Here is a 25,434-nt window from a genome sequence, read left to right on the forward strand (position 1 = left end):
AGGTGGCCGCGCGGGTCATGGACCTGCAGGAGCCGACTTCGAAGATGGGGAAGTCCGGCGGCGCGGGACCCGGCGTGGTGTTCATGCTGGACGAGCCCGGAGTGATCCGGAAGAAGGTCATGCGGGCCGTGACCGACAGCGGGGACGACGGGGTCGTCTACGACCGGGCCACCCGGCCGGGGGTCGCGAACCTGCTGGACGTGCTGGCCGCCTGCACGGGCGGGGATCCGGCCGCGCTCGCGGAGGAGTACGGCGGGTACGGGGCGCTCAAGCGGGATGTCGCCGACGCGGTCGTGGAGGTGCTGCGGCCGGTGCAGGAGCGGCATGCCGAGCTGGCGGCCGACCCGGCGGCGGTGGAGAAGGTGCTGCGGGACGGGGCCGAGCGGGCGCGGGCCCTGGCGCGGCCGGTCGTGGACCGGGCGTACCGGGCGATCGGGCTGCTGGAGCCCTGACGGAGGCGCAGGTACGGGCCCCGCTCGCGCGGCGGCCCGTACCTGCGTACCTACTGCGTCAGCTGCTGCCGGAGGCGAGTTCGCGGCTGCGGTCGCGGGCTGCTTCGAGGGCTGCGATCAGGGCGGCCCGTACGCCGTGGCGTTCGAGTTCGACGATCGCGTTGATGGTGGTGCCTGCCGGGGAGGTGACGGCCTCTCGGAGCTTGACCGGGTGCTCGCCGCTGTCGCGGAGCATCACGGCGGCGCCGATGGCGGCCTGGACGATGAGGTCGTGGGCCTGGGCGCGGGGCAGGCCGAGGAGGATGCCGGCGTCGGTCATCGCCTCGACGAGGAAGTAGAAGTAGGCGGGGCCGGAGCCGGAGAGGGCGGTGGCGGCGTCCTGCTGGGACTCGGGGACGCGCAGGGTCTTTCCGACGCCGCCGAAGATCTCCTCGGTGTGGGCGAGGTGTTCGGCGGTGGCGTGGCTGCCGGCCGAGATGACGGACATGGCCTCGTCGACGAGGGCGGGGGTGTTCGTCATGACGCGGACGACGGGGGTGCCGGAGGCGAGCCGCTCCTCGAAGAAGGAGGTGGGGATACCGGCGGCGCCGCTGATGACCAGGCGGTCGGCGGGGACGTGCGGGGCGAGCTCCTCGAGGAGCTTGCCCATGTCCTGCGGCTTGACGGTGAGGATGAGGGTGTCGGCGCGCTTGGCCGCCTCGGCGTTGCTGACGGCCTCGACGCCGTAGCGGGCACGGAGCTCTTCGGCGCGTTCGGGGCGGCGGGCGGTGACGAGGAGTTTGGAGGCGGGCCAGCCGCCGCGGATCATTCCGCTGAGCAGGGCCTCGCCGATCTTGCCGGTACCGAGGACTGCGACTGTCTGGGTCATGCCCGATTCACCTCGCCGAACGTTCTTGCACGTGTGCTGCGTCTGCCTGCTCATCCTTGCACCCGTGCGCGCGGCGGCGAGGCGGTGTCCGCAGTGCGGTCAGGGCGTACGGCGGCGGAGGGTGGCCGCGCCGAGGGCGAGGACGAGCAGCGCGCAGGCGGCGACGATCACGGCGTCGCGGACGAAGTCGGCGGTCATGTCGGTGTGGGTGAGGACCTGGGTCATGCCGTCGACGGCGTAGGACATGGGCAGCACGTCGGAGAGGCCTTCGAGGACGGGCTGCATGGTGTTGCGTGCGGCGAAGAGCCCGCAGAGCAGGAGCTGGGGAAAGATCACGGCCGGCATGAACTGGACGGCCTGAAACTCGCTGGCTGCGAAGGCGGAGACGAAGAGACCGAGCGCGGTGCCGAGGAGGGCGTCGAGCAGGGCGACGACCAGGAGCAGCCAGGGGGAGCCGACGACGTCGAGGCCGAGGAGCCAGAGGGCGAGGCCGGTGGCGAGGAGGGACTGGACGACGGCGACGGCGCCGAAGGCGAGGGCGTAGCCGGCGATCAGGTCGCCCTTGCCGAGCGGCATGGCGAGGAGGCGTTCGAGGGTGCCGGAGGTGCGTTCGCGCAGGGTCGCGATGGAGGTCACCAGGAACATGGTGATGAGGGGGAAGATCCCGAGGAGGGACGCCCCGATGCTGTCGAACGTGCGGGGGCTCCCGTCGAAGACGAAGCGCAGCAGCGTCAGCATCAGTACGGGGACCAGGAGCATCAGCGCGATGGAGCGCGGGTCGTGGCGCAGCTGGCGCAGGACGCGGGCGGCGGTGGCGGCGGTGCGGGCGCCGCTGATGGCGGTGGTGGCGGTCATGGCGTCTGCTCCTGGGCGGCGAGGGTGTCGGCCTCGTCGACGAGGCGGAGGAAGCCCTCCTCGACGGTGGCGGAGTGGGTACGGGTGCGCAGTGCGTCGGGGGTGTCCTGGGCGAGGATGCGGCCCTCGCGCATGAGGAGCAGGTCGTGGCAGCGCTCGGCCTCGTCCATGACGTGGGAGGAGACGAGGATCGTGGCGCCGCGGGTGGCGGCGATGTCGTGGAAGAGGTTCCACAGGTCGCGGCGCAGGACGGGGTCGAGGCCGACGGTGGGTTCGTCGAGGACGAGGAGCTCGGGGGTGCCGAGGAGTGCGACGGCGAGGGAGACGCGGCTGCGCTGGCCGCCGGAGAGGTTGCCGGCGAGGGCGGTGGCGTGGGTGGTGAGGTCGACGTCGGCGATGGCGCGGGTGACGGTGGCGCGGCGGCGTTCGGCGGCGGCGCGGCCAGGGTCGAGGACGGCGGCGAAGTAGTCGAGGTTCTGCCGGACGGTGAGGTCGTCGTAGACGGAGGGCGCCTGGGTGACGTAGCCGATGCGGGAGCGGAGCTCGGGGTGGCCGGCGGGGCGGCCGAGGACGTCGAGGGTGCCGGTGACGTGGGCCTGGGTGCCCACGATGGAGCGCATGAGGGTGGATTTTCCGCAGCCGGAGGGGCCGAGGAGGCCGGTGATGCGGCCGCGGGGGACGTCGAAGGCGATGTCGTCGATGACGGTGCGGGGGGCGCGGCCGGTGCCGCGGCGGACGGTCAGGCCGCGGGCGTGCACGGCGGCGGCCGTGGCCCCGCCGGTGGCCGTGGCCTCCGGCGAGGCTTGCGCCGTGGCGGTGACGGCCTCTCGCTCTCGGTTATTCATCATGTGATGAATAATGCTCCTGGCGGTGCCTGGGCGTCAACAGGGTGGGGGCGGCCGAAGGGCCGGGGGGCCGGCCGAAGGGGCGGGGCGGCTACTTCTTCCGCTTGGGGCGGCGCGCGGCCGGGTTGCCCGTACGGGCGCTGCGGCGGCGGGCGAAGTCGGCGGTGGCGCGCTCGTACTCGGCGCGGCGCAGCTTCTCGCCGGGGGCTTCGGCGAAGCAGCGCAGGAAGTACGCGATGAGGGAGCCGATGAAACCGATCGTCTTCAGGCCCTTGAGGGCGGCCTCGTCGGAGGACGGGGCGGGACGGCGGTTGAAGGAGTCCCAGGTCTTGGCGAAGGCGATGGAGCTCGCGATCGCGAAGAGGACGACGACGGAGATGCTGAGGAACGGGCCGACGTTGCCGATCTCCAGGCCCTCGTAGGCGAGGCGGAGCAGGACGGCCGCGGCCACGGCGGTGACGAGCGAGCCGGCGGCGAGGCCGACGCGGCGCAGGGCGTAGCCGCCGTCGTGGTTCAGCCAGGTGGTGCCGAAGAACCGGATCGGCTCGGGCTCGGGCCCGTCGACGCGGGCGGGAGCCGCAGGGGCCTGGGCGGCCGGCTCGGCGGGGGTCTGGTCTCGCTGGTCGTCGCTCACGCCAGCGATTATCCACCGCACCGCCGACCCGGCCGGGGTCGTCTCACGTGGCAGACGGGCGGCGGCCTCGGCTCGGGGCCTAGCCGCAGCGCGTGGCGACGTAGCCGTCGCTGCCCGTCTTCACGTAGGCGTCGGACACGAAACGGCCGTTGCCGATGCAGTCCCAGATGTCCGACGTGCCGTACGGGCCGGAGACGGTCGTGCCGTCGCACTGGCAGCGGATCGCGACGGACGCGCCGTAGGGCAGGACGTCGATGACCGAGTAGTTGGTGCCCGGGCCGCTGCGGACGTTCACGCGGTACCCCGGAGCGACCGGAAACGTCGGGAAGCCGGAGTCGGCTGCGAGGCTCAGGACTTGGCTGGAATCATTCTCTGTCGTCATGCGAAATCTCCCCCCACGGGTGTTGCCGTGCGCAACTCGCGCAGGGTAGCAGGACCCTTGGAGATTCGTACGGGTCATCGACTAGGCTCCGGCGGGGGTGGTGAGCGGTGCATTCGCTGCGCGCGGACTACGTGGGCTTTCCGGAGTACGCCGGGCAGTACCGGCTCGAATCGGTGCTCGGCTCCGGAGGGATGGGCGTCGTCCATCTGGCCACCTCCGGCTCGGGGCTGAAACTCGCCGTCAAGATCGTGCATGCCGAGCATGCGGTCGATGCGGAGTTCCGGGCCCGGTTCCGGCAGGAGGTCACCGCCGCCCGGCGGGTGAGCGGGGCCTTCACCGCGCCCGTCGTGGATGCCGATCCGGATGCCGAACGGCCGTGGATGGCCACCTTGTTCATCGACGCCCCGACGCTGGCCGAGCGCGTACGGGAGCGGGTGCTGGACCCCGTCGAACTGGCCAGGCTCGCCGCCGGGCTGGCGGAGGCCCTGCGGGACATCCACCGGGCGGGTGTGGTGCACCGGGACCTGAAGCCCAGCAATGTACTGATGGCCCCGGACGGGGTGCGGGTCATCGACTTCGGCATCTCGCGGCCGGCCGACAGCGATCTGCGGACCGAGACCGGGAAGCTGATCGGGACGCCGCCGTACATGGCGCCGGAGCAGTTCCAGCGGCCGCGGGAGGTGGGGCCGGCCGCGGACGTGTTCGCCCTGGGCGCGGTGCTCGTCCACGCGGCGACGGGGCACGGGCCGTTCGACTCCGACAGCCACTACCTCGTGGCGTACCAGGTCGTGCACGCCGAGCCGGACCTCAGCGGGCTGCCCGAGCAGCTCGTACCGCTCGTCGCGCGGTGCCTGGCGAAGGAGCCTGCGGACCGGCCCACGGCGGCGGAGCTGATCGCGGAGATGCGGGCGGTGGCGTACCCGACCTCCGAGGACACCCAGACGTTCATCCCGCGGCAGCGGGAACCGGGCGGGGCCAAGGAGGTCACGCACCGGCGGGAGCGCATCGCCGTCGAGCCCGGTCGCGTCGGCCGGGGGCGGCGGCGCAGGGCGGTGGCGGCCGCGGCGGTGGTGGCCGGGCTGCTGCTGGCGGGCGGGGCCCTGGGCGGGTACCTGCACTTCGGGGCGGGGACCGGACCGCCGGGGAAGACCGCCGCCGGGACGAAGGCCGGTCCCGTGCCGTCGAAGCACTTCGTCCCGTGGGCGGTTGCGCTGGGCGCGCCGGGGACCGGCAACCGGACCGGCGCCGGGTCCTGTTCCTGGGAGGCGGCGCTGTACTGCGCGGGGCCGGGTGTGACCGCGGCCCGGCTCGACCCGGCGGACGGCACGGTGCTGTGGTCGGTGAAGGCGGCCGCCCCGGCCACCGGGACGGCGACGGCGACGGACAGCGCGCCGCTGCACGCGGGCGGGCTGGTCCTCGCGGTCGCCCCGGGCAGCGGGACGCTCCAGGCGCTGGATCCGGGGACGGGCGCCGAGCGCTGGAAGCGGAAACTGCCGGACGGCGCGCGGGCGGTGGCCGCGGGCGGGCAGGTGCTGCTCGTGCCGCCGAACGGGAGCGTGACCGCGCTCGACGTGGCCGGCGGGGCCGTGCGGTGGACGAAGCAGCTCGGCGGGGTGGGTTCCGTGTGGTGGGGCGGCGGCCCGGATTCCGCCGGGGTGCCGGTGATGTACGTGGCGACGCCGGACGGGGGCGGGGGCGGCGGTACGACGCAGCTCGCGGCGGTGGACCCGGCGAGCGGGGCGCTGAGCTGGCAGTTGCGGACCGCGGGGCGGCTGCGGCCGGTCGGCCTCGCGCAGGGCGGGCTGTTCCTGCTGGACAGCGACGCGCAGGCCAGGACCGGTGCGGTGGTCCGGGTGGACCTGACGACCCACGCCGTGCGGCGGGTCCGGCTGTCGGCGCCGCTGTTCGACGCGGAGGCGTCGGTGGGCGCGGACGGCGTCGTGTACGTGGTGGGGGTGTCGGGCGGGCTGGTCGCGGTGGGCGCCGAGCGGGAGCAGTGGCGGCTGGAGACCGGCCTGGCCGTGGCCTCCCGGCCGGTGGCGGCCGACGGCCGGATCCACCTGGCGGCGCCGGACGGGCGGCTGTTGGCGGTCGATGCGGGCAGTGGGCGGCTGGTGGGGCAGACGAAGCCGCGGATGGGTGACGCCCGGGACGGCTTCGCGGCGGCGCTGCCGGCGCCGGTGTCCGCCGACGGGCGGGTGTACGGGACGGCACCGGACGGATCGGTCTTCGCGGTCGCCTCCGCCGATCCCGCCGGCTGGTAACCGGGGCCGGGCCCGCCGACGGTGCCCGAAGCCCGGCCCGCCGGTGGCCCGCCGCCGGCCCGCCGGTGGCGACGGCCCCGCGCCGCCTGGCGGACCCCGCCGGGGTGCCGCTGCGCGGGGCTCGTCCCCTATCGGGGGCAGCGCCCCCGCAACGGCGCCGCACCCGGAGCCGCCTGCGCCAGGCCGGGTCAGGCACCCGGCAAACGGAGCCGCCTGCGCAGGGCCGGGTCAGGCACCGGCAGGCGGAGCCATGGTGGCCGGGGGCCGGTCAGCCGCCCAGCAGGGTGACGTCGCGGACTGCGCCCTTGTCGGCGCTCGTCGCCATCGCCGCGTACGCACGCAGGGCCGCCGAGACCTTGCGCTCACGGTTCTTCGGGGCGTAAACGCCGCCCAGGGCCTCGTGGCGGGCAGCCAGCGTGGCCTCGTCGACCAGGAGCTCGATCGAGCGGTTCGGAATGTCGATCCGGATCCGGTCGCCGTCCTCGACCACGGCGATGTCGCCGCCCGAGGCCGCCTCCGGGGAGGCGTGGCCGATGGACAGGCCCGACGTACCGCCGGAGAAGCGGCCGTCCGTGACCAGCGCGCAGACCTTGCCGAGGCCGCGGCCCTTCAGGAACGACGTCGGGTAGAGCATCTCCTGCATGCCGGGACCGCCGCGCGGGCCCTCGTACCGGATGACGACGACGTCGCCCGCCTTGATCTCCTTGCGGAGGATCTTGTCGACCGCCTCGTCCTGCGATTCACAGACGACGGCCGGGCCCTCGAAGGTCCAGATCGACTCGTCGACGCCGGCCGTCTTCACCACGCACCCGTCGACCGCGATGTTGCCGCGCAGGACCGCCAGCCCGCCGTCCTTCGAGTACGCGTGCTGCACCGACCGGATGCAGCCGCCCTCGGCGTCGAGGTCCAGGGTGTCCCAGCGCTCGGACTGGGAGAAGGCGGTGGCGGAGCGGACGCAGCCGGGGGCCGCGTGCCACAGCTCCATGGCCTCCTCCGAGGCCGTGCCGCTGCGGGCGTCCCACTTCGCGAGCCAGTCCTCCAGGTTCTCGGAGTGGACCGTGGTGACGTCCTTGTTCAGGAGCCCGCCGCGGTGCAGCTCGCCGAGGATGGCGGGGATACCGCCGGCCCGGTGGATGTCCTCCATGTAGTACGTGCCGCCGGGCGCCACGTTCGGCGCGACCTTGGCCAGGCACGGGACCCGCCTCGACACCTCGTCGATGTCGGTGAGGTCGTACTCCAGGCCCGCCTCCTGCGCGGCGGCCAGCAGGTGCAGGATCGTGTTCGTCGAGCCGCCCATGGCGATGTCGAGGGCCATGGCGTTCTCGAAGGCCTGGCGGGTCGCGATGGAGCGCGGCAGGACCGAGTGGTCGTCCTGCTCGTAGTACCGCTTGGTGATCTCGACGACCGTGCGGCCGGCGTCCTCGTACAGGGCGCGGCGGGCGGTGTGCGTGGCGAGGACGGAGCCGTTGCCGGGGAGGGCCAGACCGATGGCTTCGGCGAGGCAGTTCATCGAGTTGGCGGTGAACATGCCGCTGCACGACCCACAGGTCGGACAGGCGTTCTCCTCGATCCGCAGCACGTCCTCGTCGGAGACGTTCTCGTTGGACGCGTCGACCATGGCGTCGATCAGGTCGAGCTTGCGGACGGTGCCGTCGACGAGGATGGCCTGGCCGGCCTCCATCGGGCCGCCCGACACGAACACGACGGGGATGTTGAGGCGCATGGCGGCCATCAGCATGCCGGGCGTGATCTTGTCGCAGTTGGAGATGCAGATGAGCGCGTCGGCGCAGTGCGCCTCGACCATGTACTCCACGCTGTCCGCGATCAGGTCGCGGGAGGGCAGGGAGTACAGCATGCCGCCGTGGCCCATGGCGATGCCGTCGTCGACCGCGATGGTGTTGAACTCGCGCGGGACGGCGCCCGCGGCGCGGATGGCGTCGGAGACGATCCGGCCGACGGGGGCCAGGTGCGTGTGCCCGGGGACGAACTCGGTGAACGAGTTGGCGACCGCGATGATCGGCTTCCCGATGTCCTCGCTCGCTACGCCCGACGCACGCATAAGGGCGCGTGCGCCCGCCATGTTGCGGCCGTGGGTGACGGTGCGGGACCTCAGCTCGGGCATCGGGTTCACTCCCCATGAGTGCGGTGGCGCGAGGCGCCGGCCGCGACTGTACGACTGTGGATATGGCTCGGTTACGAGGCTACGCCCCTGGCCCGGGATGCGGACAGGTTGTCCGCATGACGGGACGCCCGGCTCATTCCTCGGTCAAGTAGCGCTGGAGGGTCGGGGCCACCAGGGCGACGATGGCCTCCGGGTCGGCGGACGCGAGGGGCTCGACCTGGACCACGTACCGCAGGAGCGCGATGCCGATCATGTGGGAGGCGGCGAGCTCGGCGCGGAAGGTGGGGTCGGGGACCTCGAGGTCGGCCGCGACCCGTTCCAGGACCCGGCGCAGGACCAGCCGGCGCAGCACGGCGGCCGCGGCCTCGTGCGTGAGGGCGGAGCGGACGACGGCGAGGAGCGGGGCCCGGGTGGCCGGGTTCTCCCAGACCCCCAGGAAATAACGCGCGAGCCGCTCGCCGATGCCGTCGGGGCCCTCTCCCACGATCGCGGGGACGACGAGGGCGGGCTCCATCGTGACCTCGATGGCGGCGGCGAAGAGGTCGTCCTTGCTGCCGAAGTAGTGGTGGACCAGCGCCGGGTCCACGCCGGCGACCTTCGCGATGCCGCGTACGGACGTCTTGTCGTACCCGCGCTCCGCGAACACCTCGCGGGCCGCGAGCCGGATCCGCTCCTGGGTGCCGGGGCCGTCGTCGGCCTCGTCCTGACGGGGCCGGCCGGGGCCGCGGCGCGGCTTGGCGGGTTCCGTCATGGCCGGGGGGTCCGGACCGGGGTGGCACTGGCACTGGCCGCGAGGTGGAGCCGGGTGAAGGCCAGGGCCTCGGCGAGGTCGGCCTCGCGCTCCGCGGAGGACATCGCGCGGCGGGTGTTCACCTCGATGACGACGTGCCCGGCGAAGGAACGGGCGGCGAGACGTTCCAGCAGCTCGGCGCAGGGCTGGGTGCCGCGGCCGGGGACGAGGTGCTCGTCCTTGGCCGAGCCGTTCCCGTCAGCGAGGTGCACGTGCGCGAGCCGGTCCCCCATGCGGTCGATCATCGCGGTGGCGTCCGTACGGGCGGTGGCGGTATGCGAAAGATCGACGGTGAAATGCCGGTAGTCGTCTTTGGTGACGTCCCACTCGGGGGCGTAGGCCAGCATCTCCCGGTCCCGGTACCGCCACGGGTACATGTTCTCGACGGCGAACCGGACGTCGGTCTCGTCGGCCATCCGCCAGATGCCGCTGACGAAGTCCCGCGCGTACTGCCGCTGCCACCGGAAGGGCGGGTGCACGACGACGGTGGAGGCCCCCAGCCGCTCGGCCGCGGCCTGCGCGCGCTGGAGCTTGGTCCAGGGATCGGTGGACCACACGCGCTGCGTGATCAACAGACAAGGGGCGTGGACGGCAAGGATCGGCACCTGATGCTGATCCGAAAGCCGCCGCAGCGCATCGATGTCCTGGCTGACCGGATCCGTCCAGACCATCACCTCGACGCCGTCGTACCCGAGGCGCGCGGCGATCTCGAAGGCGGTCGCCGTCGACTCCGGGTACACGGAGGCGGTGGAGAGGGCGACTTTCGCGGTCGGGATCCGGACTGGTTTTGCCACGGGGACAGGGTACGGGGCGCAGCCGCCGAGGACCGTGACGCCGGCCACGCCGACCCGCACCCGGGAGCGGGCCGCAGGGACTCGGTGGTGTCCGGGGCATCGCGCCACGGCCGCATCACCCGCTCCAGGGTGGCGAGTTCGCGGCACACGCGCGCACCGGGTCCGGGCGGCGATCCCGACCGCCGCGCCTGTCGGGCGAGGTGCACGCCACGGCCCCGGCGCCGAATCCAGAACCCGCGCCCCGGCCCTCATGCGCGCGCCCGGGCAGCCGAGAGCCGCTATACCAGCCGAAGCGCGTAGCGATCTGATGCGTGCCGGCCGCCTGCCCGGCGCCGAGGGGTGGCCTGGTCGCTGTCCTACTCCGGCTGGGCCGGCCCCGACCCGGGGCGGGCCTGCTCATGGGCCCCGGCCGGGCATCCGGATCCCCCGGAACCAAGGCTCGCGATCGCTGATGCTGCCCTGCTCAAGGCTGGTGTCCAGGTGACCGTCCTTTTGGGGGCTTCCCGACAGTCCTTGTCTTTCCGGGGCGGGACGGGCGGTCAAGGGGGGCCGAAGGCCCTCGCGAAGCGACGCGAAGCGCCCTTGAGGGCCCGGCCCGACACGGAGAGACGATGGGACTGGCGGGAAACCCCCGAACCGTCTCTGATCCAGACCCCCAGGCATGCCGCCCCAGGGCCCCGGCCCTCCAGGCAGCGCCAGCCTGAGCAAAATGCCGCCAAGGCCGACCCCGCCGAAGGCCCCGCCCGCACCGTGCGGGCCTCGCTACGGGAGGTGGTCCAGGCGGCGGAGGATGACGCCCTCGCGGAGGGCCCAGGGGCAGATCTCGAGTTCGTCGACGCCGAAGAGGTCCATCGCACCCTCCGCGACCAGCGCCCCCGCCAGCAGCTGGGACGCGCGGCCCTCCGAGACGCCCGGGAGGGCGGCCCGCTGCGCGGTCGTCATCGACGCGAGCCTCGGCACCCACTCCTCCAGGGACTTGCGGGTCAGGTCCCGCTGTACGTACAGCCCGTCCGCCGAGCGCGCCGCGCCCGCGATGCGGGCCAGCTGCCGGAACGTCTTCGACGTCGCCACCACGTGGTCCGGCGCCCCGAAGCGGCTGAACTCGCCGACCGTGCGCGCGATCTGCGCCCGCGCGTGCCGCCGCAGGGCCCGTACGTCCGCCGCGTCCGGCGGGTCGCCCGGGAGCCAGCCCGTGGTGAGGCGGCCCGCGCCCAGCGGCAGCGAGACCGCCGCGTCGGGGTCCTCGTCGATGCCGTACGCGATCTCCAGCGAGCCGCCGCCGATGTCGAGGACCAGCAGCTTGCCCGCGGACCAGCCGAACCAGCGGCGGACGGCGAGGAACGTCAGCCGCGCCTCGTCCTCGCCGCTGAGGATGGGGAGGTCGACGCCGGTCTCGAGCTTCACCCGGGCCAGGACCTCGTCCGCGTTGGTGGCCTCGCGCACGGCGCTGGTCGCGAACGGCAGCACGTCCTCGCAGCCCTTGTCCTCGGCGGCCTGCGCGGCCTCGCCGATCACCGATACGAGGCGCTCTATGCCTGCCGGGGTGACCGCTCCGGCCTCATCGAGCAGCTCCGCCAGCCGCAGTTCCACCTTGTGCGAGTGCGCCGGCTGCGGGCGCGCGCCGGGGTGCGCGTCCACCACCAGCAGATGGATCGTGTTCGAACCCACATCAAGGACACCGAGTCTCATACGAGGAAACGCTACTGTGCGGCTGGAGTATGGGTGGCGTAAGGGGCGCTTAGGCTTGGGTTTGTGCCAAATACGAAGAAGGCCAACAAGTCCAAGCCCGCCGGGAAGCCCGAGAAGGCCGCAAAGGCCGACGACCTCAAGCAGGCCGCCAAGGCCAAGCCGGCCAAGAAGGCGAAGCCCCAGGCCAAAGCCCCGGTCGCGCGTGACGACGAGAAGGGGCTCGACTTCCCGCGGGCCTGGGTGGAGTTCCCCGACCCCGCCGATGCCGAGCAGGTCTTCCGCTGCGACCTGACCTGGCTGACCTCCCGCTGGACCTGCATCTTCGGCAGCGGCTGCCAGGGCATCCAGGCCGGCCGGGCCGATGACGGCTGCTGCACCCTCGGCGCGCACTTCTCGGACGAGGACGACGAGAAGCGGGTCGCCGAGCACGTGGCACGGCTGACCCCCGAGCTGTGGCAGTTCCACGACGTCGGCAGCGAGACCGGCTGGACGCAGCACGACGACGACGGGGAGAAGCAGACCCGCCGCTGGGACGGCGCGTGCATCTTCCTGAACCGGCCCGGGTTCCCCGCCGGCGCCGGGTGCTCGCTGCACATCCTGGCGCTGAAGAGCGGCCAGGAGCCGCTGGAGACCAAGCCCGACGTGTGCTGGCAGCTGCCGATCCGCCGGACGTACGAGTGGATCGACCGGCCGGACGACACCCGCGTGCTGCAGGTGTCGATCGGCGAGTACGACCGGCGCGGCTGGGGCCCGGGCGGGCACGACCTGCACTGGTGGTGCACGTCGGCGACGTCCGCGCACGGCGCCGGCGAGCCGGTGTACGTGTCGTACCGCGCCGAGCTGACGGAGCTGATGGGCAAGGAGGGGTACGAGGCCCTCGTGAAGCTGTGCGAGGCGCGGCTGTCCTCGCTGCTGCCGATGGCTCCGCACCCCGCGGACCCGGCGTAGCCGATAGCGGACCCGCGTAGCCGATAGCCGACCCGGGTAGCCGACAGCAGACCCGGCCTAGCCCGCCGGACCGCTCGGGGCCGCGGGCGGGGAAACCGTTCCTTCTGAGGCGCTCGGCGTCGGAGTGGGGGTCGGTGTGGGCGTCGGCGTGGGGCTGGGGGTTTCCGTCGGCGTCGGGGTGGGCGTCGGGGTCCGCGTCGGGTGCGTGGGCTCCGTCGGCGTGGGCGCCGGGCGGCCGCGACCCTGGATGGAGACCACCGTGCCGCCGGGGTCCACGCCGACCCGGGCGGACCAGGCGCCCACGGGCTGGGCCTCGGTGTCCACGGCGATCTGCAGGGTGACCGATTCTCCTGGGGCCAGCGTGCCCGCGGTCCGGCTCGCGCGCAGCCAGGGGGCGTCGGACCAGAGCCGCCAGTCCACCGGGGCCCCGCCGGACGCGGTGAGTGTGAGCAGGGTGGTGCTCCCGCGCGAGGAGGCGGCGACGGAGAGCCGGCCGGGGTTCCCGGCCCGGTCGGGGGCCGCGGTCGGCCCGGTGCTGATCACCTCGACGGAGACGTCGGGGGTGTCCGGGGCGGCGCTGCCCGTGGCGAAGCCGGGCTCGCCGGTGGTGTGGGCGGTGTTGCCGGCGTTCTCGTACGCGCGCAGCGGGCGGCCGTCCTGGTGCGGGACCGGGATCTCGGACTCGCTCGCGGAGATCCGGGTGGACTCCGAGCCGACGCTTTCGCCGGTCTCCGGGGCGCCTCGGTACGCGGCCCACAGCGCGAGGACCGGCGCCGCGACCACGGTGGCGACGACGGTGGTGGTCACGGCCCGGGCGCGCAGCCGGTCGCGGCGGGCCGCGCGGTCCCGGGGGTCCATCGGGAAGCCCGCGCGGTCGAAGCGCGGGCCGGGACGGCGGCGGCGCCGGCCGCTGCCGCCGGAGTGGAGCATGGCCGCGCGGACGGCGGTGCGCGGGGCGGGGACCAGCGGGAGCGCCGCGTGGATGCCGCCGGTGCCGGGCCAGGGGGCGGCGGCGTCGACGCGTTCGGCGACGCGGCGGCAGCGGGGGCAGTCGTCGACGTGGCGGACCAGCTCGGCGCGCAGGGTGGTGGACAGGAGCACCTGGCCGTCGCCGGTGAGCCGGGAGACGGAGGGGCAGCTGCCGGTCTCCACGACGGCGAGGGCGGCGCGGGTCCGCTCCACCTCGCAGGCGGCGCCGGCCAGCAGCTCCCGGGCGGTGGCGGGGGGCGTGCCGAGGACGGCGGCGAGTTCGGGGACGCCGAGGCGGTGGCGGACGGCGAGTTCGAGGGCCTCGCGCTGCGCGGGCGTGGTCCCGGCGGCTTCGGGCCAGGCGAGGCGGGCCAGCTCGGTGCGCCGGTAGGCATTCACGTCCAGGGAGCGGTGCACCTCCGGCGCGTGCTCGGGATCTGTGCGCTCCGGCGTGCGCCGGGCGGAATGCGCTCCCTGCCGGGTCCGCCGGTGCTCGGCCAGCCGCTGCAGACAGCCCCAGCGGGCGAGGGCGTACAGCCAGGCCCGCCGGCCCCCCTCGTCGGGACATCGGCCGGGGTGCCGCTCGGCGACGGCGAGGACGTCGGCGAGCACCTCGGTGGCGGTGTCGTGGTCGCAGAGGACCGACAGGCAGTACGTGAACAGGCCGTCGAGGTACGGCTCGTGCCGGAAGGGGGGCTGCTGCTGTTCTCCTCCGGGGCCTTCGCGGCCTTCGGGGCCCTCGGGGGGCGTGCGCCCGTGCGCCGGGTGTGCGCCGGTGCGCTGGGCGGGGCTCTCCTGGTTGCTGCTGTTCACCCTGGCGAAGGTAGGCCGCAGGCCGGTGACGGCCGTGAAGCCTTCAGCTGTTTTAGCCCTTACGGGTGAACAGATCGAACCCGTGCTGACAGCGGCCCTGACGTCTGGCGCGCGGGCCGGGGTGCGGACGGGGGTTCGGGCCGGGCGCGGGCCGGGGCGGGGGCCGGGGCGGGGGCCAGGACGCGGGCGCTGTCACAGGGTCCGGATACCGTGGGCCGCATGGCTGCCCGTACATCTCGTTCATCCGCCAAGGACCGGCCGTCCTACCGCTGCTCCGAGTGCGGGTACACGACCGCGAAATGGCTCGGGCGGTGCCCCGAGTGCCAGGCGTGGGGCACCGTCGAGGAGATGGGCGGCGCGCCCGCGGTACGGACCACCGCCGCCGGGCGGGTCTCGGCGCCCGCGCTCCCGATCGCGCAGGTCGACGGCCGGACGGCGACCGCCCGCAGCACCGGTGTGGACGAGCTGGACCGGGTCCTCGGCGGCGGGCTCGTGCCCGGCGCCGTCGTCCTGCTGGCCGGCGAGCCGGGCGTCGGGAAGTCGACGCTGCTGCTGGACGTCGCGGCGAAGGCGGCCAGCGAGGCGCACCGCACCCTCTACGTCACGGGTGAGGAGTCGGCGAGCCAGGTGCGGCTGCGGGCCGACCGGATCAAGGCGCTGAACGACCACCTGTTCCTCGCCGCCGAGACCGACCTGTCCGCCGTACTGGGCCACCTCGACGCCGTGCAGCCCTCGCTGCTGATCCTGGACTCCGTACAGACCGTGGCCTCGCCCGAGATCGACGGCGCGCCCGGCGGCATGGCCCAGGTCCGCGAGGTGGCCGGGGCGCTGATCCGGGCCTCCAAGGAACGCGGGATGGCCACCCTGCTGGTCGGGCACGTCACCAAGGACGGGGCGATCGCCGGCCCGCGGCTGCTGGAGCACCTGGTGGACGTGGTCCTCAGCTTCGAGGGCGACCGGCACGCGCGCCTGCGCCTCGTACGCGGCGTCAAGAACCGGTACGGGGCCACCGACGAGGTGGGCTGCTTCGAACTGCACGACGAGGGGATCACCGGGCTCGCCGACCCGAGCGGGCTGTTCCTGACCCGGCGCGCGGAGGCCGTCCCCGGGACCTGCCTGACGGTGACGCTGGAGGGCAAGCGCCCGCTGGTCGCCGAGGTGCAGGCGCTGACCGTGGACTCGCAGATCCCCTCGCCCCGGCGGACCACCTCGGGCCTGGAGACCTCCCGCGTCTCGATGATGCTGGCGGTCCTGGAGCAGCGCGGCCGGATCACCGCGCTCGGCAAGCGCGACATCTACTCCGCCACCGTGGGCGGGGTGAAGCTGACGGAGCCCGCCGCCGACCTGGCGATCGCGCTGGCGCTGGCCTCGGCGGCGAGCGACGTGCCGTTGCCGAAGAACCTCGTCGCGATCGGGGAGGTCGGCCTCGCGGGCGAGGTGCGCCGCGTGACCGGAGTGCAGCGGCGCCTCGCGGAGGCGCACCGGCTCGGCTTCACGCACGCCCTGGTGCCGGGCGACCCCGGGAAGGTGCCGGCCGGGATGAAGGTCACCGAGGTCGCGGACATGGGAGACGCGCTGCGGGTCCTGCCGCGCGGGCGGTCGCGGGCGTCGGCCAAGGAGTAGGCGCTGGTGACAGGGGTATGAGGAGGCCCGTACGGGGTCCCTCAGGAGCGCACCTGGCCAAGCCACGGCGGGCGCGCAGCGCACGCCGGTAGACTTTGTGCTGGTCCGCCCGGCTGTACGCAGGCGGCGCAACCCGCGACCGGAGGAGTGCAGTGGCAGCCAAGGACGGGGCAGCAGCATCCGGAAAGTCGGGCGCCGGCTCCAAGCAGGAGGCCATGATGCGCGCCTCGCTGAGCGCGGTCGCACCTGGTCAGCCCCTGCGCGACGGTCTGGAACGGATCGTCCGCGGCAACACCGGTGGCCTCATCGTCCTCGGGATGGACAAGACCGTCGAGGCGATGTGCACGGGCGGTTTCGTCCTGGATGTGGAGTTCACCGCGACCCGGCTGCGCGAGCTGTGCAAGCTCGACGGTGCGCTGATCCTGGACAAGGACATCACCAAGATCCTGCGGGCCGGCGTCCAGCTGGTGCCGGACGCGTCGATCCCGACGGAGGAGACGGGCACCCGTCACCGCACCGCGGACCGCGTCTCGAAGCAGTGCGGCTTCCCGGTGGTGTCGGTGTCGCAGTCGATGCGGCTGATCGCGCTGTACGTGGACGGGGAGCGCCGGGTCCTCGAGGAGTCCGGGGCGATCCTGTCGCGGGCGAACCAGGCGCTGGCCACGCTGGAGCGGTACAAGCTGCGGCTCGACGAGGTCGCGGGCACGCTGTCGGCGCTGGAGATCGAGGACCTGGTCACGGTGCGCGACGTGACGGCGGTCGCGCAGCGGCTGGAAATGGTGCGCCGCATTGCCACGGAAATCGCGGAATACGTGGTCGAGCTGGGCACGGACGGGCGACTGCTGTCGCTCCAGCTGGACGAGCTGACCGTCGGCATCGAGCAGGAGCGGGAGCTGGTGATCCGCGACTACGTGCCGGAGCCGACGGCGAAGCGCTCCCGCACGGTGGACGAGGCGCTGCCCGCGCTGGACGCGCTGACGCATCCGGAGCTGCTGGAGCTCGGCATCGTGGCACGGGCGCTGGGGTACACCGGCTCGCCGGAGACGCTGGACTCGGCGGTGTCCCCGCGGGGGTACCGGCTGCTGGCGAAGGTCCCGCGGCTTCCGGGGGCCATCATCGAGCGGCTGGTGGAGCACTTCGGGGGCCTGCAGAAGCTGTTGGCCGCGTCGGTGGACGATCTCCAGGCCGTGGACGGCGTGGGCGAGGCGCGGGCGCGCAGTGTCCGCGAGGGCCTGTCCCGTCTGGCGGAGTCGTCGATCCTCGAGCGCTACGTCTAAAGCGCCGGCGGGGCCGGAACAGGCCCGGGCGCCCCGGGGGCGGCGGGGCCGGAGCAGCCCCGGGCGCCCCCCACGGGGTGCTAGTCCTGCTTGAGGACGAAGGAGGTTCGGGCTACCGGCATGCCCGGGGACTTGACCTCCACCACGTACGTGTCCGGAGCCGCGCTCCCCGCCGGAGGCGTCTGGCACTGGTCCGCCGCGCTGAACTTCCTGTCCCACTCCAGCGCCTGCTTCGTCTCCCCCTGCGCCGGAACCCGGAAGAACGCGTTGGCCGCGCCCGACGGGCAGTCCGCCGAGGACCAGACGGCCTTGCTGGTGCTCGCCTGAAGGATGGTCAGGACCGCCTGCTTCGGGCCGAGGTCGACCTTGCAGGTCGTGCCGGAGACATTGCGGGCGACCAGTTCGAGGCGGGGCTTCTCGCTCGTCTCGTACTCGTTCTTCACGCTCTTGACCTCCCACTGCAGCCCGCTCGGGGCGCACGTGGGAAGCGGGGAGTCCGCCGGGACCTGGGACGTGGAACCGCCCGGACCGCCGCTGCCGCCGCCCCCGCCGGCGCCGCTGCCGGAACCCGGGCCCGCTCCCGCGCCCGCCGCCGTGCCCGGAGTGCCGCCCGGTTCGCCGTTCTTGCCGGCGCCGCCGCCCGACTCCGCACGCCCGCCCGGCGCCTGACTGATCGCCGGCCCCGTCCCCGCAGGTCCCGGGGTGATCGAGGCGACCGGGTCGGGCCCCTTGTCGCCGCCCTTGCCGTTCGTACTCGACTTCCCCCCACCGGAACTGACGGTCCATACGGCGAGGAGCGCGAGCAGCGCGACAACGGACGCCAGCACAGCCCTCCGTCGCCAGTAGATGGAGGAGGGGAGCGGCCCGACCGGATTGCGCATAGATCCCACGGACGGAACTTTACGAGAGTCCGCGGGCCGATCTGCGCCCCACATGCCGCGCAAGCGGCTTGTTCTGCCGATGATCATCCTGCGGGCGGACGCCCGACCGTCGAGATTCGGCCAAGCGTCCCACGTCGGTCGCGATCGCGTTTGAGTACGGTCGGTGAGCACGGACACCTCCGGCCCCTCCCGCGGCATCACCGATTCCGCCGGCTCCGCACCCGGCTGGGTGCAGTCGGCGTTCGAGGTCCGGACGGAGTACGGACTGCTGCTTTTCGGCCTGCTCTTCACGGCCGTGTGGTGGCGGGCGCGCGCCCGGGCCGGCCCGCGGGCCCTCGCCCTCACCGGTCCGATCAGTACGATCGCCGCCGCCATGCGGGCGAGCGGAGGGCGCGCCGCTGTCCGGTTCACCGGCCCGGGCCCCGCGCGGCAGCCCCGAAACGTGCCAGGATGCCGTCTGCCATGACTGCATCCACCAGCCCTTCCCCCGAGACGTTCCCCGACGTGTCCCACGCGCTGCACTCCCCGGTCATCGCCTGGTTCGAGGAGCACGCCCGCGACCTGCCCTGGCGCCGCCCCGAGGCCGGCCCCTGGGGGGTCATGGTCAGCGAGTTCATGCTCCAGCAGACCCCGGTCAGCCGGGTCCTGCCGGTGTACGAGCAGTGGCTCGCCCGGTGGCCCCGCCCGGCCGACCTGGCCGCGGAGGCCCCCGGCGAGGCCGTACGGGCCTGGGGGCGGCTCGGCTACCCCCGCCGGGCCCTGCGCCTGCACGGCGCGGCCGTCGCGATAACGGAGCGGCACGGGGGCGACGTACCGCGGGAGCACGCGCAGCTGCTCGCGCTGCCCGGGATCGGCGAGTACACGGCGGCCGCCGTGGCCTCGTTCGCGTACGGGCAGCGGCACGCCGTGCTCGACACCAACGTGCGCCGGGTCTTCGCGCGCACCACGACCGGGGTCGAGTACCCGCCGAACGCCACCACGGCCGCCGAGCGGCGCCTGGCCCGGGCCCTGCTGCCCGACGACGAGGGCACCGCGGCCCGCTGGGCGGCGGCCTCCATGGAGCTCGGCGCCCTGGTGTGCACGGCCAAGTCCCCGGACTGCTTGCGCTGCCCGGTGGCCGGGCTGTGCGCGTGGAGGCTGGCCGGGAAGCCGGCGCACGAGGGGCCGCCGCGGCGCGGCCAGACGTACGCGGGGACGGACCGGCAGGTGCGCGGCAAGCTCCTCGCAGTGCTGCGGGATGCGGTCGGACCGGTTCCGCAGGCGGTGCTCGACACCGTCTGGGACGAGCCCGTGCAGCGGGCCCGGTCGCTGGACGGGCTGGTCTCCGACGGGCTGGTCGAACCGCTCGCCGGGGGGATGTACCGGCTGCCGCAGGGCCCCGCGGCGAACTGAGGCGGGCCGGAGGCGAGCTGAGCCGAGCCGGAGCCGCGCCGAGCTGACCCGAGATGAGCTGAGTCGGGGATTCCGTTTGTGTCGGCCAAACCCCAGCTCACGGCACTGTTACACAACCTATGGGTGTCCGTGCGTCCACCGAAGGCTGGCCCGCACAGGCCCGTGACAACCCCTCCGTACCTTCGAATGCGTAGGACCACGGGGATGAGCGGTTGCACGGGACGGAGGCGGTCTGAGATGGCGCACGGCGAGGTACTCGGATTCGAGGAGTACGTACGCACTCGGCAGGATGCGCTCCTGCGCAGTGCCCGGCGCCTGGTCCCGGACCCCACGGACGCGCAGGACCTCCTGCAGACCGCGCTGGTGCGCACGTACGGCCGCTGGGACGGCATCGCCGACAAGTCGCTGGCCGACGCCTATCTGCGCCGCGTCATGATCAACACCCGCACCGAGTGGTGGCGCGCCCGCAAGCTGGAGGAAGTCCCCACCGAGCAGCTCCCGGACGCCTCCGTCGAGGACGGCTCCGACCAGCGCGCCGACCGCGCCCTGCTGATGGACATCCTCAAGGTTCTCGCGCCCAAGCAGCGCAGCGTGGTCGTGCTGCGACACTGGGAGCAGATGAGCACCGAGGAGACCGCCGCCGCGCTCGGCATGTCGGCGGGTACTGTGAAGAGCACCCTGCACCGCGCGCTGGCCCGGCTCCGGCAGGAGTTGGAGAGCCGGGATCTGGACATGCGCGCGCTGGAGCGCGGTGACCACCGCGGTGACCACACCATCCGGTACGAGGGGCGTGAGCGGTGCGCGGCCTGAACGGCCAAAGCTTGAGCGGCAGAAGTCCGCTGGTGCTGATGTCGGCGGGGACGGTCGTCCTCGTCGGCACAGTGCTGTTGGCGGCCGGATGCGCCACCGGCGGCACCGGTCTGCGCGACGGCGGCCCGGCCCACACCGAAGCCGTCGCCAAGAGCGGCTCGCCGACGGCCACCCCGCCGGACCACGTCCCGGCCACCACGGGGGCGTCGGGAGGACCGGCACGGCGGGTCGACGCCGTCGCACTGCTCCGGGCGGACCCGAAGGTCAGCGCCGAGGTCAAGCGGGACCTCAAGCCCTGCACGGGCAAGGAGTACCCGGTCGACGTGAGCTACGGGAAGGTCACCGGCGGCTCCGTCGTGGACATCGTCGTCAACGTGCTGTCCTGCGCCGATGCGCTGGGGCGGGGCTCGTACGTGTACCGGGCGGAGGGCGGGACGTACGAGAATGTGTTCTCGGACGAGCAGCCGCCCGTCTACGCGGAGATCGACCGGGGCGCCCTGGTGGTCACCAAGCCCGTCTACGGCAAGAGCGACGCCCTCGCCTATCCCTCGGGCGAGGACGTGATCACGTACCACTGGAACGGGGAGAAGTTCACCGAGCAGGACCGGGTGCACACCGACTACAGCAACATCGACGGTGCGGTCCAGCCGGCCCCGGCGGTCACCCAGAAGAACTGACCCCGAAGACCCGAAAACCGAGAAGAACCGACGGACGAACCGGCGGACCGAAGAAGCGAAGAACCGAGGCGAGGCTCCCGCATGGCCGAGACCCATGTCCTGTTCGTGGAGGACGACGACGTCATCCGCGAGGCCACGACCCTGGCGCTGGAACGCGACGGGTTCGTGGTCACCGCCATGCCCGACGGCCTGTCCGGCCTGGAGTCCTTCCGGGCCAACCAGCCGGACATCGCGCTGCTCGACGTGATGGTGCCCGGCATGGACGGCGTGAGCCTGTGCCGCCGGATCCGCGACGAGTCCACCGTGCCCGTGATCATGCTGTCGGCGCGCGCCGACTCCATCGACGTCGTCCTCGGCCTGGAGGCGGGCGCCGACGACTACGTCACCAAGCCGTTCGACGGCTCGGTCCTCGTCGCCCGGATCCGCGCCGTGCTGCGCCGCTTCGGCCACGCCGGCGGCCCGCAGAACGGACGGCCGGGGGCGAACGGCGAGGACGGCTCCGAGGAGCGCGGGGTGCTGGTCTTCGGCGACCTGGAGGTCGACACCGAGGGCATGGAGGTCCGCAGGGCCGGCGCCCCGGTGGCGCTGACGCCCACCGAGATGCGGCTGCTCCTGGAATTCTCCTCCGCGCCCGGCACCGTTCTCTCGCGCGACCGCCTGCTGGAGAGGGTCTGGGACTACGACTGGGGCGGCGACACCCGCGTCGTGGACGTCCACGTCCAGCGGCTGCGCACGAAGATCGGACAGGACCGCATCGAAACGGTCCGAGGATTCGGATACAAGCTCAAGGGATGAGGCGCTTCACCCTCCGTACGGGGATCCGCTGGAAGATCACGCTCGCCATCGCCGCCGTCGGCGCGCTCGTCGCCGTGGCACTGAGCCTGGTCGTGCACAGTGCTGCCCGCGTCTCGATGCTCGAGAGCGCCCGCGACGCGCAGCTGGCCAACGTCAACGTCATCGCCCGCTTCGTCGAAGCCGGGCGCAAGCCGGCCCTGGGGGCCAAGGTCAACGACCCCGAGCTGCCCGCTGCGCTGCGCGAGAAGGCGCGGTCGGGGCGGCGCGGCACGTACATCCAGGAGTCGCGCAAGGGCGTGCCGGAGGTGTGGGCCGCGGTGCCGCTCGGGAACGGGCAGGTGCTGTCGCTGCACAGCGAGTTCAAGGAGAGCGCCAACATGGTGCGCGACCTGGACCGGGCCCTGGTCGTCGGGTCGATCTCCGTCGTCGTCGCGGGCGCCGCGCTCGGTGTGCTCATCGGCGGGCAGATCTCGAGCCGGCTGCGCAAGGCCGCGGCCGCTGCGCAGCGGGTGGCGCACGGGGATCCCGACGTACGGGTGCGGGATGCGGTCGGGGGCGTCGTACGCGACGAGACCGACGACCTCGCGCGGGCCGTGGACGCCATGGCGGATGCGCTCCAGGAGCGGCTGGAGGCCGAGCGGCGGGTGACCGCGGACATCGCGCACGAGCTGCGGACCCCGGTGACGGGCCTGCTCACGGCGGCGGAACTGCTGCCTCCGGGGCGGCCGACCGAGCTGGTGCGGGACCGGGCGCAGGCGATGCGGGCGCTGGTCGAGGACGTACTGGAGGTGGCCCGGCTGGACAGCGCGTCCGAGCGGGCGGAGCTCCAGGACGTGGCGCTGGGCGAGTTCGTGAGCCGGCGGGTGACCTCGCTGATGCCGGAGGCTTCGGTACGGGTGGTCGCGGACGAGATCGTCAGCACCGACCCGCGGCGGCTGGAGCGGATCCTGGGCAACCTGCTGGCCAATGCCTCGCGGTACGGGCAGCCGCCGGTCCAGGTGGACATCGAGGGCCGGGTCGTCCGGGTCCGGGACCACGGGCCGGGCTTCCCGGAGGCGCTGCTGCGCGAGGGGCCGAGCCGGTTCCGGACCGGGTCGACGGACCGCGCCGGGGTGGGGCACGGCCTCGGGCTGACCATCGCGGAGGGGCAGGCGCGGGTGCTGGGCGCCCGGCTGACGTTCCGCAACGTGGCGGCTCCGGGCGGCGCGGACCGCGAGGGAGCGGCGGCCGGAGCGGTGGCGGTGCTGTGGCTGCCGGAGCACGCGCCGACGGCCACGGGAAGCTTCCCGGTCGTCAAGGTGCAGAGCTGATCGCGAGCGGATCGGGACCGGGCCGTACGGCTGTGCGGACCGGTGTTTTAGCATCCGTGGCATGACCGACGGTACGAATCCCCCCAGCAACCCGCAGCCCGAGCCCGCCCCCGGGAACGGGGGCTGCGGGTTCCCGCCGGTCCCACCGGCCCCCGCAGCCGGCTACGGCTACCCGCCCGGCACCCCGGCGCCGGGTGGCGGCGGCAGCTTCGGACCGCCGCCGGGCGTCCCCGCTGACGGCGGCGGCTACGGCTACGGCTACCCGCAGCCGGGCGCTCAGCCCGGCCCGTACCAGCAGGCACCGGCCGCGGCGCCCCAGCCGTGGGCCCAGGGGCTCCCGGACATGGGCGGGTCGGCCGCGCCGGGCCCCGGGCTCCCCGGGCCGTTCGTGCCGCCGTCGGACCAGCCGGACTGGGAGGCCATGGCCGACCGCTCGGCGGCCGAGAAGCGCAGGAAGCGGCTGTGGATGATCGGCGCCGCGGTGACCGTACTGGCGCTGCTCGCCGGCGGTGGAACGTTCCTGCTGCTGGGCGACGACAAGGGCGAGGACGAGGCGAAGAACGACACGCCCTCCCCGTCCGTGTCGGCCTCGCCCTCCCCCAGCGGGTCGAAGAGCAAGGCCCCGGTCGACAACACGCCGACCGTCAAGGACGACCCGACGCAGATCCGGGACCGCAGCGGAAAGGCCCCTCTGAAGATGGGCCCGGACGCCGGGGTCTTCCCGATCGAGAAGCGCTTCGAGATCCGGACGAAGGGCAACGAGAACTCGTACGCCGAGTCCGCGAAGGGCGTCGTGGACACGTCCAAGAGCTTCACCGTCTCGGCGCACGTCTGGAACCGCGCCCCGAAGGGACGCCAGATCGCCGTCAGCCAGGGCAACGAGAAGTCCTTCTCGTTCGAGCTGGGCCTGGACCAGGTGAACGGCAAGCCGACCTGGGTCTTCCGTGTCCAGACGGGCGACCAGGGCGCCGAGGCGACCGCGGTGACCGTGACCGGCGAGAGCCCCAAGATGGAGAAGACCTTCTCCACCCTGACGGGGACCTACGACGCCGAACGCAAGCAGATCGCCCTCTACGTCAACGGCAAGAAGACCGGCGAGGCCCCCGTCCCCGGCGTCTTCCAGGCACAGGGCCCGCTGCAGCTGGCGCGCTCGCGCCACGAGGACAAGTGGACCGCGCCGTGGAGCGGGGCCATGGAGACCGTGCAGACCTACGACGTGGTCCTCTCGCCCGCCCAGATCGACACCCTCAAGCCGGGCAGGGTCGACGCGAAGACGAAGCCGACGGGCTCCTGGCTCCTGTACTGACCGGGGTCAGCGGGCTCAGACGGTGACGCCGGCGTTGCGCAGGAACGCGACCGGGTTCACGGCCGAGCCGTAGTTCGGGGTGGTCCGGATCTCGAAGTGGAGGTGCGGGCCGCTCGAGTTGCCGGTGTTGCCGGACAGCGCGACCTGCGCGCCCTTGGCGACCTTCTGGCCGATCCGGACCTTGATCTTCGAGAGGTGCGCGTACTGGGAGTACGTGTTGTTCGCGTGCTTGATCACGATGGCGTTGCCGTACGCCGGGCCGTCGCCGCCGCCGTTCGGGCCGGCCTTGACGACGACGCCCGCAGAGGCGGCCTTGACCGGGGTGCCGACGGGGCAGGCGAAGTCCTGGCCCGAGTGCTTGTGGGACCACATGCTGCCGCCCTTGCCGAAGGTCGCGGAGAGCGTGTAGCTGGTGACCGGCTTCTGCCAGCCGGCGGTCTTCGCGGGGGCCTTCGCGGCGGCCGCGGGGGCCTTGGCGGCGGTCTGCGAGGCCGTGTCGGCGAAGGCGGCGGTCGTCCCGGCCCCGAGAGCCAGAACCGCACCGAGAGCGGTGGTGCCGATGGCGAGACGGGTACGACGGGTGCTGACGCGCTTCGCGAACATGTAAGGAGACCTCCGGGCCGGGGACAAGGACGGTGCAGGCATGAAGTCACCCGGCACGCTGGGAAGCGGATGCCGGGCTTGCCCATCCTTGGTAACCCGTGTCCCTGCGCATCCCCAAACGTCCCGATTACTACCGGGGCTCGTAGGCGTGGAGGGTGTGACGCAACCGGTTGACCGCGTCCCTGCTGGGCCGAGGGCAAGGGTAGGTCGGGGCAAAATGGACATTCCACCTACGAGACGTCCTAGTAGGTCCGTTTTGCCCTGTGTGGCTTGTCACCGGCGCGCGGCCTCCGGGGGCGCGCAAAAGGGGCGGCCCCGGAACCTTTCGGTTCCGG

Annotated in this window: 24 protein-coding genes (1 of these 24 only partly in view); 12 read left to right on the forward strand and 12 right to left on the reverse strand. The window is 73.4% G+C overall.

The window, feature by feature from the left end; genetic code table 11:
- Positions 1-452: the final stretch of a tryptophan--tRNA ligase gene (gene trpS, locus AB5J51_RS18435; RefSeq protein WP_369778101.1), read on the forward strand. The gene continues 547 nt to the left of window position 1, outside the view; only the last 452 of its 999 coding nucleotides appear in the window; its start codon lies beyond the left edge, outside the window; the stop codon is at positions 450-452.
- Between the two features lie 58 nt (positions 453-510).
- Here the strand turns inward: trpS and proC are convergent, their stop codons facing one another.
- From proC to AB5J51_RS18460, 5 genes are all read right to left on the reverse strand, one after another.
- Positions 511-1,320 (reverse strand): pyrroline-5-carboxylate reductase, encoded by an 810-nt coding sequence (gene proC / locus AB5J51_RS18440; protein ID WP_053787238.1) that lies wholly within the window; start codon positions 1,318-1,320, stop codon positions 511-513.
- A 99-nt stretch (positions 1,321-1,419) separates the two neighbouring features.
- On the reverse strand, positions 1,420-2,175 hold the full coding sequence (locus tag AB5J51_RS18445) for an ABC transporter permease (RefSeq protein ID WP_369778102.1): 756 nt from the start codon (positions 2,173-2,175) through the stop codon (positions 1,420-1,422).
- The gene (locus AB5J51_RS18450) at positions 2,172-3,023 is read right to left on the reverse strand and encodes an ABC transporter ATP-binding protein (protein ID WP_053787240.1); all 852 of its coding nucleotides are present in this window, start codon (positions 3,021-3,023) and stop codon (positions 2,172-2,174) included. The genes AB5J51_RS18445 and AB5J51_RS18450 overlap by 4 nt, the downstream gene beginning before the upstream one ends.
- Positions 3,024-3,111: 88 nt before the next feature.
- Entirely contained in the window at positions 3,112-3,654 is a 543-nt protein-coding gene (locus tag AB5J51_RS18455; RefSeq protein ID WP_133897272.1) for a hypothetical protein, read from the reverse strand.
- A gap of 79 nt (positions 3,655-3,733) precedes the next feature.
- Positions 3,734-4,036 carry an SH3 domain-containing protein gene (locus AB5J51_RS18460; RefSeq protein ID WP_078987416.1) on the reverse strand — a complete coding sequence of 101 codons (303 nt, stop codon included), beginning with the start codon at positions 4,034-4,036 and terminating at the stop codon, positions 3,734-3,736.
- Positions 4,037-4,143: 107 nt separating this feature from the next.
- Between AB5J51_RS18460 and AB5J51_RS18465 the strand changes: the two genes are divergently transcribed.
- Positions 4,144-6,300 carry a PQQ-binding-like beta-propeller repeat protein gene (locus AB5J51_RS18465; protein WP_369778103.1) on the forward strand — a complete coding sequence of 719 codons (2,157 nt, stop codon included), beginning with the start codon at positions 4,144-4,146 and terminating at the stop codon, positions 6,298-6,300.
- 268 nt (positions 6,301-6,568) lie between these two features.
- Here the strand turns inward: AB5J51_RS18465 and ilvD are convergent, their stop codons facing one another.
- From ilvD to AB5J51_RS18485, 4 genes are all read right to left on the reverse strand, one after another.
- Entirely contained in the window at positions 6,569-8,422 is a 1,854-nt protein-coding gene (gene ilvD, locus AB5J51_RS18470; RefSeq protein WP_053787243.1) for a dihydroxy-acid dehydratase, read from the reverse strand.
- Positions 8,423-8,555: 133 nt separating this feature from the next.
- Positions 8,556-9,173: a TetR family transcriptional regulator gene (locus AB5J51_RS18475; protein ID WP_053787244.1), complete on the reverse strand. Its 618-nt coding sequence runs from the start codon at positions 9,171-9,173 to the stop codon at positions 8,556-8,558.
- Positions 9,170-10,006, reverse strand: coding sequence for a sugar phosphate isomerase/epimerase (locus AB5J51_RS18480; protein WP_136224639.1), 837 nt, complete (start codon positions 10,004-10,006; stop codon positions 9,170-9,172). Before AB5J51_RS18480 ends, AB5J51_RS18475 begins: the two co-directional genes overlap by 4 nt.
- Positions 10,007-10,768: 762 nt before the next feature.
- Positions 10,769-11,695: a Ppx/GppA phosphatase family protein gene (locus AB5J51_RS18485; protein WP_053787245.1), complete on the reverse strand. Its 927-nt coding sequence runs from the start codon at positions 11,693-11,695 to the stop codon at positions 10,769-10,771.
- Positions 11,696-11,758: 63 nt separating this feature from the next.
- Here AB5J51_RS18485 and AB5J51_RS18490 point away from each other — a divergent pair, with 63 nt between their 5' ends.
- On the forward strand, positions 11,759-12,643 hold the full coding sequence (locus tag AB5J51_RS18490) for a hypothetical protein (protein WP_369778104.1): 885 nt from the start codon (positions 11,759-11,761) through the stop codon (positions 12,641-12,643).
- 57 nt (positions 12,644-12,700) lie between these two features.
- On the opposite strand, the gene AB5J51_RS18495 is transcribed toward AB5J51_RS18490, so the two are convergent.
- A complete protein-coding gene (locus tag AB5J51_RS18495) occupies positions 12,701-14,425 on the reverse strand; it encodes a hypothetical protein (RefSeq protein ID WP_369778105.1) in 1,725 nt (574 codons plus the stop codon).
- A 219-nt stretch (positions 14,426-14,644) separates the two neighbouring features.
- Here AB5J51_RS18495 and radA point away from each other — a divergent pair, with 219 nt between their 5' ends.
- Together radA and disA are read left to right on the forward strand one after the other, a co-directional pair.
- Positions 14,645-16,048 (forward strand): DNA repair protein RadA, encoded by a 1,404-nt coding sequence (radA, locus tag AB5J51_RS18500; protein ID WP_053787247.1) that lies wholly within the window; start codon positions 14,645-14,647, stop codon positions 16,046-16,048.
- Positions 16,049-16,200: 152 nt separating this feature from the next.
- Positions 16,201-17,325, forward strand: coding sequence for a DNA integrity scanning diadenylate cyclase DisA (disA, locus tag AB5J51_RS18505; protein ID WP_053787248.1), 1,125 nt, complete (start codon positions 16,201-16,203; stop codon positions 17,323-17,325).
- Positions 17,326-17,405: 80 nt separating this feature from the next.
- On the opposite strand, the gene AB5J51_RS18510 is transcribed toward disA, so the two are convergent.
- Positions 17,406-18,152, reverse strand: a complete 747-nt coding sequence (locus AB5J51_RS18510; protein ID WP_369778106.1) for a hypothetical protein — start codon at positions 18,150-18,152, stop codon at positions 17,406-17,408.
- A gap of 217 nt (positions 18,153-18,369) precedes the next feature.
- Between AB5J51_RS18510 and AB5J51_RS18515 the strand changes: the two genes are divergently transcribed.
- From AB5J51_RS18515 to AB5J51_RS18545, 7 genes are all read left to right on the forward strand, one after another.
- Positions 18,370-18,672, forward strand: a complete 303-nt coding sequence (locus AB5J51_RS18515; protein ID WP_136224643.1) for a hypothetical protein — start codon at positions 18,370-18,372, stop codon at positions 18,670-18,672.
- Positions 18,669-19,598, forward strand: a complete 930-nt coding sequence (locus AB5J51_RS18520; RefSeq protein ID WP_107093523.1) for an A/G-specific adenine glycosylase — start codon at positions 18,669-18,671, stop codon at positions 19,596-19,598. The genes AB5J51_RS18515 and AB5J51_RS18520 overlap by 4 nt, the downstream gene beginning before the upstream one ends.
- 237 nt (positions 19,599-19,835) lie before the next feature.
- Positions 19,836-20,408 carry a SigE family RNA polymerase sigma factor gene (locus AB5J51_RS18525; RefSeq protein ID WP_030158464.1) on the forward strand — a complete coding sequence of 191 codons (573 nt, stop codon included), beginning with the start codon at positions 19,836-19,838 and terminating at the stop codon, positions 20,406-20,408.
- Positions 20,409-20,446: 38 nt separating this feature from the next.
- Entirely contained in the window at positions 20,447-21,085 is a 639-nt protein-coding gene (locus AB5J51_RS18530; RefSeq protein WP_136224750.1) for a hypothetical protein, read from the forward strand.
- A gap of 81 nt (positions 21,086-21,166) precedes the next feature.
- Positions 21,167-21,880 (forward strand): two-component system response regulator CseB, encoded by a 714-nt coding sequence (gene cseB, locus AB5J51_RS18535; RefSeq protein ID WP_053787252.1) that lies wholly within the window; start codon positions 21,167-21,169, stop codon positions 21,878-21,880.
- Positions 21,877-23,190, forward strand: coding sequence for a two-component system sensor histidine kinase CseC (gene cseC, locus AB5J51_RS18540; protein WP_053787253.1), 1,314 nt, complete (start codon positions 21,877-21,879; stop codon positions 23,188-23,190). Before cseB ends, cseC begins: the two co-directional genes overlap by 4 nt.
- Positions 23,191-23,251: 61 nt before the next feature.
- Positions 23,252-24,496: a LamG-like jellyroll fold domain-containing protein gene (locus AB5J51_RS18545; protein WP_369778107.1), complete on the forward strand. Its 1,245-nt coding sequence runs from the start codon at positions 23,252-23,254 to the stop codon at positions 24,494-24,496.
- A gap of 15 nt (positions 24,497-24,511) precedes the next feature.
- Here AB5J51_RS18545 and AB5J51_RS18550 read toward each other — a convergent pair whose 3' ends face one another.
- Positions 24,512-25,099: a M23 family metallopeptidase gene (locus tag AB5J51_RS18550; RefSeq protein ID WP_369778108.1), complete on the reverse strand. Its 588-nt coding sequence runs from the start codon at positions 25,097-25,099 to the stop codon at positions 24,512-24,514.
- Between the last annotated feature and the right edge of the window lie 335 nt (positions 25,100-25,434).

It is taken from the genome of Streptomyces sp. R33, assembly GCF_041200175.1.
GTDB classification, from domain to species: Bacteria; Actinomycetota; Actinomycetes; order Streptomycetales; family Streptomycetaceae; genus Streptomyces; species Streptomyces katrae_B.